This window comes from Citrobacter sp. Cpo037 (assembly GCF_030332945.1).
In the GTDB taxonomy this organism is placed as follows: domain Bacteria; phylum Pseudomonadota; class Gammaproteobacteria; order Enterobacterales; family Enterobacteriaceae; genus Citrobacter; species Citrobacter portucalensis.
The window spans coordinates 1-7,267 of sequence record NZ_JAOWGW010000034.1; the positions used below are offsets into that span (position 1 = coordinate 1).

The window sequence follows — 7,267 nt, forward strand, 5'->3', positions numbered from 1 at the left end:
CTTTGAATGGGTTCATGTGCAGCTCCATCAGCAAAAGGGGATGATAAGTTTATCACCACCGACTATTTGCAACAGTGCCCATCGGCGTAGTAGTGGATGTGGTCGATGACAAAGCCGGTGCGGGTCAGCGTGCGCCGGAGGATCGGCAGAAAATCGACCAGGAACGAAGTAGCGCGTGTGACGACGGCCGGTACGCCGACACGCGCCACGGCCTCGGCCCAGCGCGCGGCCGGCGGTTGGAGCAGGCCGTTGTGCACCGAACCGTGGTAGGTGCCGACCGCCAATGTGAGCCAGCGCTCTAGCTCGCGCAGCGTCAGGGCGGCCTTGTTTTCGGAATCGTAGTCGCCGCGCTGGTCAGGGTTGGAGAAGGTCGTTCCCGGCAGTTCGTCGTGAATCATCTGCATCGCCGTGCCGATGATCCGTTCCACGATGCCGCCATAGTGCGGCTGTCCCAGCGGGCGATAGTCCAGCCGGATGCCATGCTGCTCGCAACCCCGGCGCAGGGCCTCGCTCTTGAACTCGGCCGCGTTGTCTAGGTAGAGCAGCAAGGGCTTGCCGCTCATCTGCCAATCCATTTCCACGTTCAGTCCTTCCAGCCAAGGGCGCTTGTCGCAGGCGACATGCACGAGGCACAGGCCAACCGAAACGGCAGACGGCGCTTCCAGCGTGACGACCATGCCGAGCACGCAGCGGGTGAACACGTCGATGGCGAGGGTCAGGTACGGGCGGCCAATAGGTTGCCGGTCGCGGTCATCGACCACGATCAGGTCGATGACCGTATGGTCTATCTGCACCTGCTCCAGCGGCGCGGTCACGGCAGGAGGCTCGCCGCCCACACCTTGTAGGTCACGAGCGGCATCCTGGCCTTCCCGCCGGCGGATGACCTTGCGCGGGTCAAGGCTAGCGATCCGTAAGGCCACGGTATTGCGCGCCGGCACTCGCAGTTTTTGAGCCTTGCACACCTGAGTGACTTCGCGGTGAAAGGCCGCTAGGCTGCGCTTCTGCTTGGTCAGGAACCGCTTTTGCAGTAGCTCGTGGATGACGCGCTCGACCGGTTCCGGCAAGCGCCCCTTACCTTTACCTCCACCGGACTGGCCGGGCACCAGATCCGTCACGAGGCCGCTGCCTTGCCGGGCACGCCGGATCAGAACGTATACCTGGCGCCGAGACAAGCCCAGCGCCTGAGCCGCCATATCGGCCGCTTCGTGCCCGACCGTCTCCGACTGCGCCAACGGACTGATGATCTCCGCACGACGGCGCGCACGCTCCCAAGCCTCATCAGGCAGAGTGGCCACGCCTTGTTCTGGAATCCGTGGGGTGTCCGTCGCCATGCTCACCTCGCTTTGGTGCACACGAGTATTGAGCATAGTCGAGATTGGTGCAGATCACTTCTGATATTGAACTGTCAGGAGCTGGCTGCACAACAGCCATTACGCCCAATCAACTGGTGCAGTCGTCTTCTGAAAATGACATCCATGCCCAGCCCGTGCGCGAGCTGGATCACCGCCCGCACGATAGTTTGGTCACGGGCATCATCCGGGAGCCTGGCGACAAAGGATTGGTCGATTTTCAATGTGGTGATGGGGCAGCATTTCAGATGTTGCAGGCAGGAATAGCCGGTGCCGAAGTCGTCGGCGGCGAAGCGCACGCCGATGGCGCGCAAGGCGTCGAAACTGGCGAACAGGGCTGGATTGCCGAATGCGACCGATTCGGTCAGTTCGATCTCCAGAAGCTCGGCGGGCAGGGCCATATCGGCCAGCACCCGCTTTACCTCGTCGTCGAACGTTGGCCCAACCTGGCTGGCGGACACATTGATGGCAAGACGGAACGGTTGCCATGCCGGTCCTTGCCACTTGTGCATCTGGCGACAGGCCTCGCCCAGCACCCACGCGCCTATTTCCGGCATCAGGCCGAACGACTCGGCCAGCGGCAGGAACTGGCCGGGCGGCAACAGGCCAAGCCTCGGATGCCGCCAGCGCATCAACGCTTCCGCGCCAGCGATCCGGTGATCGCGCAGATCGACCAGCGGCTGGTAATGCAGGTCAAGCTGTCCGCGCGCCGCCGCCTGCGCCAACTCGGCCGCCGTCCATCCGGCGGGCTGCGAACTCGTCATGATCCGCCCCGGAAGGCGCGCAGCAGCCGCGTTACGGCCAGAACGAACAAGCCGGTCAGCGCGAGCGCGGCAACACCCCAATGCTCGCCAAGGAAGGCACCGGCGGTCGTCCCGGCCAGCACGGCGGCGAGAATCGGCAGATGGCAGGGGCAGGTCAACACGGCCAGCGCACCCCACAGGTAGCCGGAAACGGGTTGGCGCGTCTCGGGCGGCAGTTTGTCAGGGGCGTTCACGGCAATGCCTCCTCGTGCGCCCGCTCGGCTGGCATGGAGGCCAGTTGCGCGTCCAGATGGGCCAACGCCGCGCGCCGCCGCTCGACCAACTGGCGCAGCACGGCAAGCTGCGCTGCGGCTTGTGCGCCGTCCGCTGCGTCGAGCGCACGGCACAGCCGCGCCAGGGCATCCAGGCCGATACCCGCCTCGAAGGCCGCGCGCACGAAGCACAGCCGTTGCAAGGCCGCATCGTCGAACACGCCGTAGCCGCCCGTGGTGCAGGCCACCGGCCGTAACAAGCCGCGCACCAGGTAGTCGCGCACGATATGTACGCTCACCCCAGCGTTATGGGCCAGTTGCGATACCGTGTAGGCGCTCATCGCACACCTCCTTGTCCTCACCCGGCGCAGCAGGAAAGCTGCTTCACATCCTTGTTGAAGGTCTGCGCCGCGAGCTTCAACCCTTCGACCATCGTCAGGTAGGGGAACAACTGGTCGGCCAGTTCCTGCACCGTCATCCGGTTGCGAATCGCCAGTGCGGCCGTCTGGATCAGTTCGCCCGCTTCCGGGGCCACTGCCTGCACGCCGATCAGTCGTCCGCTGCCTTCTTCAACCACCAGTTTGATGAAGCCGCGCGTGTCGAAGTTGGCGAGCGCGCGCGGCACGTTGTCCAGCGTTAGCGTGCGACTATCAGTTTTGATGCCGTCATGGTGCGCTTCCGCCTCGCTGTAGCCTACGGTCGCCACTTGCGGGTCGGTGAACACCACGGCCGGCATCGCGGTCAGGTTCAGGGCCGCGTCACCGCCGGTCATGTTGATCGCGGCGCGAGTGCCGGCCGCTGCCGCCACATAGACGAACTGCGGCTGGTCGGTGCAGTCGCCTGCGGCGTAGATGTGTTCCACGCTTGTACGCATGCCGGGGTCGATGACGATAGCGCCTTGCGGGGTGAGCGTGACGCCCGTCGCATCCAGTGCCAGCTTGCGTGTGTTGGGCGCGCGGCCGGTGGCGACCAGCAGCTTGTCGGCGCGCAGTTCGCCGTGCGCCGTGGTGAGCACGAATTCGCCGTCCCCTTCACCATTGATATACGCGACCTGGCTGGCCTGGGTGTGTTCCCTCACCTCGATGCCCTCCATGCGGAATGCGGCCGTGACGGCTTCGCCTATAGCTGGGTCTTCGCGGAAGAACAGCGTGCTGCGAGCCAGGATCGTCACCTTCGCTCCGAGTCGGGCGAACGCCTGCGCCAGCTCCAGCGCCACCACTGATGAGCCAATCACGGCCAGGCGCTTAGGAATCGTCTCGCTGACCAGCGCTTCAGTGGAAGTCCAGTACGGAGTGTCTTTCAGGCCGGGAATCGGCGGCACGGCCGGGCTCGCGCCGGTGGCGATCAGGCAGCGGTCGAATGCCACCACGCGCTCGCCGCCGTCGTTGAGTTGCACGATCAGGTTGCGATTGTCCTTAAAGCGGGCGGAGCCGTGCAGCACAGTGATCGCCGGATTGCCCTCCAAGATGCCTTCGTACTTGGCGTGGCGCAGTTCATCGACGCGGGCCTGCTGCTGGGCCAGCAGCGCCGTGCGCTGGATGGTCGGCGTGGTAGCGGCGATGCCGCCATCGAACGGGCTTTCCCGGCGCAGATGGGCGATATGGGCGGCGCGGATCATGATCTTGGACGGCACACAACCGACATTGACGCAGGTGCCGCCGATGGTGCCGCGCTCGATCAGCGTGACACGTGCGCCTTGCTCGACGGCCTTCAGCGCCGCTGCCATCGCGGCCCCGCCGCTGCCGATGACGGCGATATGCAATGCGCCGCTGCTACCCGTCTTGTCGTTTCTGCCCAGCAGATCGCGCATCTTGTCGAGCAATCCGCCCGGCGTCGAAACTGAGGGGGCATCGGCCAGCGTGGCCCGATAACCGAGTCCAGCTACAGCGGCCGTCAGCGCGTCGGGTGACGTGCCGACCTCAATGGCGAGCTTGGCGCTGCCCTTGGCGTAGGAGACATCCGCTGATTGCACGCCGGGCACTTTCTCCAGGGCGTCCTTGACATGCACTGCGCACGAGTCGCAAGTCATGCCGGTGATTTTGAGAGTGCTCATACCATCGTTCCTTATTCGTGTGGGCCGCCGTGTCGCACGGTCAGCCGTCTTTCACAAGCGCTTGGCGGGGAGTTCGCAGCCGTCCAGTCCGCAACGGCGATGCGCCGGCGACACGAAGTCCCAGATCGACACCCCAATCATCAAGGCCAGGCCGACGTACATCAGGTTCGCCGTCCACCAGTTGCCGAGCAGCCAGACCGTGGCCGCAAACACGATGGCCGGGCCGATCATGCCGAGCAGACTGCGCAGCCATTGCCGATGACTGAACCAACCCAGCGCGTTCGCCAGGAAGGCCAGCGCGGCAAACAGCGGCAGCAGGCGGCTGATGAACAGTCCCTCGTACTGGCTCAAGAAGCCCAGCCCGATGGCCGCGCCGAAGCTGGCGAGGGCTGGAAAGCAGGCGGCGCAGCCCATCGCGGAAACGACGCTGCCGAGCGCGCCGGTTTTATCGGCAATGCGTGTCATCAGTCCCATGAAGCGGCTCTCGCTGTTGTCGTTGGCTTGCTGGCTCACTGCTTGACGCTGGACGGATAGCCGGCGTCTGCGGTGGCCTTGGTCAGCTTCTGTACGCTGGCCTTGGTGTCGTCAAAAGTGACGACGGCCTCGCGCTTCTCGAAGCCCACATCGACCTTGCTCACGCCTTCGACCTTGGAGAGCGCTTTCTTGACTGTGATCGGGCAGGCGGCGCAAGTCATGCCGGGAACCGCTAGCGTGACGGTCTGGGTAGCGGCCCACACCGGGGCAACAGCGGCGGCGAGGGCAAGGGAGGCAAACAGTTTCTTCATGATGAACTCCTGGTTAATAGAAAAATGGAACGACATAGGGAAATCCAAGCGCGACCAGGACCAGCACGGCCACGATCCAGAAAATCAGCTTGTAGGTGGCGCGCACCTGCGGAATCGCGCAGACCTCACCTGGCTTGCATGCCTGCACGGGCCGGTAAATCCGCTTCCAGGCGAAGAACAGCGCCACTAGCGCCGCGCCGATGAACAACGGTCGATAGGGTTCCAGCACCGTCAGGTTGCCGATCCAAGCACCGGAGAAGCCCAGGGCGACCAGTACTAGCGGCCCCAGGCAGCAGGTCGATGCAAGAATGGCGGCCAGCCCGCCGGCGAAGAGCGCACCGCGCCCGTTTTGTGGTTCAGACATACGTTGGCCCTTTTGAATTTGGATTGGATAGCGTAACCTTACTTCCGTACTCATGTACGGAGTCAAGCGATATGGAAAATAATTTGGAAAACCTGACCATTGGCGTTTTTGCCAAGGCGGCCGGGGTCAACGTGGAGACAATCCGCTTCTATCAGCGCAAGGGCCTGTTGCGGGAACCGGACAAGCCTTACGGCAGCATCCGCCGCTATGGGGAGGCGGACGTGGTTCGGGTGAAATTCGTGAAATCGGCACAGCGGCTGGGGTTCAGTCTGGACGAGATTGCCGAGCTGTTGCGGCTCGACGATGGCACCCACTGCGAGGAGGCCAGCAGCCTGGCCGAACACAAGCTCAAGGACGTGCGCGAGAAGATGGCCGACTTGGCGCGCATGGAAACCGTGCTGTCTGAACTCGTGTGCGCCTGCCATGCACGAAAGGGGAATGTTTCCTGCCCGTTGATCGCGTCACTACAGGGCGAAGCAGGCCTGGCAAGGTCAGCTATGCCTTAGCGTGCTTTATTTAATGAGATGGTCACTCCCTCCTTCCCAGTACTATGCTGAGGACAGGCTTTCATTCGGAGAACCATCATGGAAAACATTGCGCTTATTGGTATCGATCTGGGTAAGAACTCTTTCCATATTCATTGTCAGGATCATCGTGGGAAGGCCGTTTACCGTAAAAAATTCACCCGACCAAAGCTAATCGAATTTCTGGCGACATGCCCGGCAACAACCATCGCGATGGAAGCCTGTGGCGGTTCTCACTTTATGGCACGCAAGCTGGAAGAGTTAGGGCATTTTCCAAAGCTGATATCACCGCAATTTGTCCGCCCATTCGTTAAAAGCAACAAAAATGACTTCGTTGATGCTGAAGCTATCTGTGAAGCAGCATCACGTCCATCTATGCGTTTCGTGCAGCCCAGAACCGAATCTCAGCAGGCAATGCGAGCTCTGCATCGTGTCCGTGAATCCCTGGTTCAGGATAAGGTGAAAACAACTAATCAGATGCATGCTTTTCTGCTGGAATTTGGTATCAGCGTTCCGCGAGGTGCTGCCGTTATTAGTCGACTGAGTACCCTTCTTGAGGACAGTAGTTTGCCTCTTTATCTCAGCCAGTTACTGCTGAAATTACAACAGCATTATCACTATCTTGTTGAGCAGATTAAAGATCTGGAATCTCAGTTGAAACGAAAGTTGGACGAAGATGAGGTTGGACAGCGCTTGCTGAGTATTCCCTGCGTTGGAACGCTGACTGCCAGTACTATTTCAACTGAGATTGGCGACGGGAAGCAGTACGCCAGCAGCCGTGACTTTGCGGCGGCAACAGGGCTGGTACCCCGACAGTACAGCACGGGAGGTCGGACGACATTGTTAGGGATTAGCAAGCGGGGCAACAAAAAGATCCGAACTTTGTTGGTTCAGTGTGCCAGGGTATTCATACAAAAACTGGAACACCAGTCTGGCAAGTTGGCCGACTGGGTCAGGGAGTTGTTGTGTCGGAAAAGCAACTTTGTCGTCACCTGTGCTCTGGCAAACAAGCTGGCCAGAATAGCCTGGGCACTGACGGCGCGACAGCAAACTTACGAAGCATAAAGGCAGAAATACACCAGTTTAAACAATCATTCATCTGGTTTTGCGAATACTGATATTGATGATACTAACGGCCCACCGGCCTGTTGAGGAACCTGTAAAACGGAAAGGCTCA

10 protein-coding genes are annotated in these 7,267 nt (G+C 61.4%); 2 read left to right on the plus strand and 8 right to left on the minus strand.

Annotated elements, in window-relative coordinates:
- Window positions 1-62: 62 nt before the first annotated feature.
- The 8 genes from OGX94_RS02930 to OGX94_RS02965 form a co-directional block, all read right to left on the minus strand.
- On the minus strand, window positions 63-1,331 hold the full coding sequence (locus OGX94_RS02930; RefSeq protein ID WP_000179845.1) for a TnsB C-terminal domain-containing protein: 1,269 nt from the start codon (window positions 1,329-1,331) through the stop codon (window positions 63-65).
- Window positions 1,332-1,405: 74 nt separating this feature from the next.
- Complete coding sequence (locus tag OGX94_RS02935) at window positions 1,406-2,113, minus strand: EAL domain-containing protein (RefSeq protein ID WP_000204520.1); 708 nt, start codon at window positions 2,111-2,113, stop codon at window positions 1,406-1,408.
- Window positions 2,110-2,346 carry a broad-spectrum mercury transporter MerE gene (merE, locus tag OGX94_RS02940; protein WP_000993386.1) on the minus strand — a complete coding sequence of 79 codons (237 nt, stop codon included), beginning with the start codon at window positions 2,344-2,346 and terminating at the stop codon, window positions 2,110-2,112. Before merE ends, OGX94_RS02935 begins: the two co-directional genes overlap by 4 nt.
- Window positions 2,343-2,705, minus strand: coding sequence for a mercury resistance co-regulator MerD (gene merD, locus OGX94_RS02945; RefSeq protein WP_001277456.1), 363 nt, complete (start codon window positions 2,703-2,705; stop codon window positions 2,343-2,345). The genes merE and merD overlap by 4 nt, the downstream gene beginning before the upstream one ends.
- Before the next feature lie 17 nt (window positions 2,706-2,722).
- Window positions 2,723-4,417: a mercury(II) reductase gene (gene merA, locus OGX94_RS02950; RefSeq protein WP_000105636.1), complete on the minus strand. Its 1,695-nt coding sequence runs from the start codon at window positions 4,415-4,417 to the stop codon at window positions 2,723-2,725.
- A 51-nt stretch (window positions 4,418-4,468) separates the two neighbouring features.
- Window positions 4,469-4,891, minus strand: coding sequence for an organomercurial transporter MerC (gene merC / locus OGX94_RS02955; RefSeq protein WP_001447540.1), 423 nt, complete (start codon window positions 4,889-4,891; stop codon window positions 4,469-4,471).
- Between the two features lie 35 nt (window positions 4,892-4,926).
- On the minus strand, window positions 4,927-5,202 hold the full coding sequence (gene merP / locus OGX94_RS02960) for a mercury resistance system periplasmic binding protein MerP (protein ID WP_000732292.1): 276 nt from the start codon (window positions 5,200-5,202) through the stop codon (window positions 4,927-4,929).
- Between the two features lie 13 nt (window positions 5,203-5,215).
- Window positions 5,216-5,566, minus strand: a complete 351-nt coding sequence (locus tag OGX94_RS02965; protein WP_001294663.1) for a mercuric transport protein MerT — start codon at window positions 5,564-5,566, stop codon at window positions 5,216-5,218.
- 71 nt (window positions 5,567-5,637) lie between these two features.
- On the opposite strand from OGX94_RS02965, the gene merR reads away from it, so the two are divergent.
- The gene (gene merR, locus OGX94_RS02970; protein ID WP_000429836.1) at window positions 5,638-6,072 is read left to right on the plus strand and encodes a mercury resistance transcriptional regulator MerR; all 435 of its coding nucleotides are present in this window, start codon (window positions 5,638-5,640) and stop codon (window positions 6,070-6,072) included.
- Window positions 6,073-6,150: 78 nt separating this feature from the next.
- A complete protein-coding gene (locus tag OGX94_RS02975) occupies window positions 6,151-7,155 on the plus strand; it encodes an IS110-like element IS5075 family transposase (protein WP_000427619.1) in 1,005 nt (334 codons plus the stop codon).
- The last annotated feature ends 112 nt before the right edge of the window (window positions 7,156-7,267 follow it).

What these genes read in the sequence shown, in the direction of transcription:
- OGX94_RS02930 (WP_000179845.1), bottom strand. Translation starts at nt 1,331, where the DNA reads ATGGCGACGGACACCCCACGGATTCCAGAACAAGGCGTGGCCACTCTG.
- OGX94_RS02935 (WP_000204520.1), bottom strand. Translation starts at nt 2,113, where the DNA reads ATGACGAGTTCGCAGCCCGCCGGATGGACGGCGGCCGAGTTGGCGCAG.
- merD (WP_001277456.1), bottom strand. Translation starts at nt 2,705, where the DNA reads ATGAGCGCCTACACGGTATCGCAACTGGCCCATAACGCTGGGGTGAGC.
- merA (WP_000105636.1), bottom strand. Translation starts at nt 4,417, where the DNA reads ATGAGCACTCTCAAAATCACCGGCATGACTTGCGACTCGTGCGCAGTG.
- merC (WP_001447540.1), bottom strand. Translation starts at nt 4,891, where the DNA reads ATGGGACTGATGACACGCATTGCCGATAAAACCGGCGCGCTCGGCAGC.
- merP (WP_000732292.1), bottom strand. Translation starts at nt 5,202, where the DNA reads ATGAAGAAACTGTTTGCCTCCCTTGCCCTCGCCGCCGCTGTTGCCCCG.
- OGX94_RS02965 (WP_001294663.1), bottom strand. Translation starts at nt 5,566, where the DNA reads ATGTCTGAACCACAAAACGGGCGCGGTGCGCTCTTCGCCGGCGGGCTG.
- merR (WP_000429836.1), top strand. Translation starts at nt 5,638, where the DNA reads ATGGAAAATAATTTGGAAAACCTGACCATTGGCGTTTTTGCCAAGGCG.
- OGX94_RS02975 (WP_000427619.1), top strand. Translation starts at nt 6,151, where the DNA reads ATGGAAAACATTGCGCTTATTGGTATCGATCTGGGTAAGAACTCTTTC.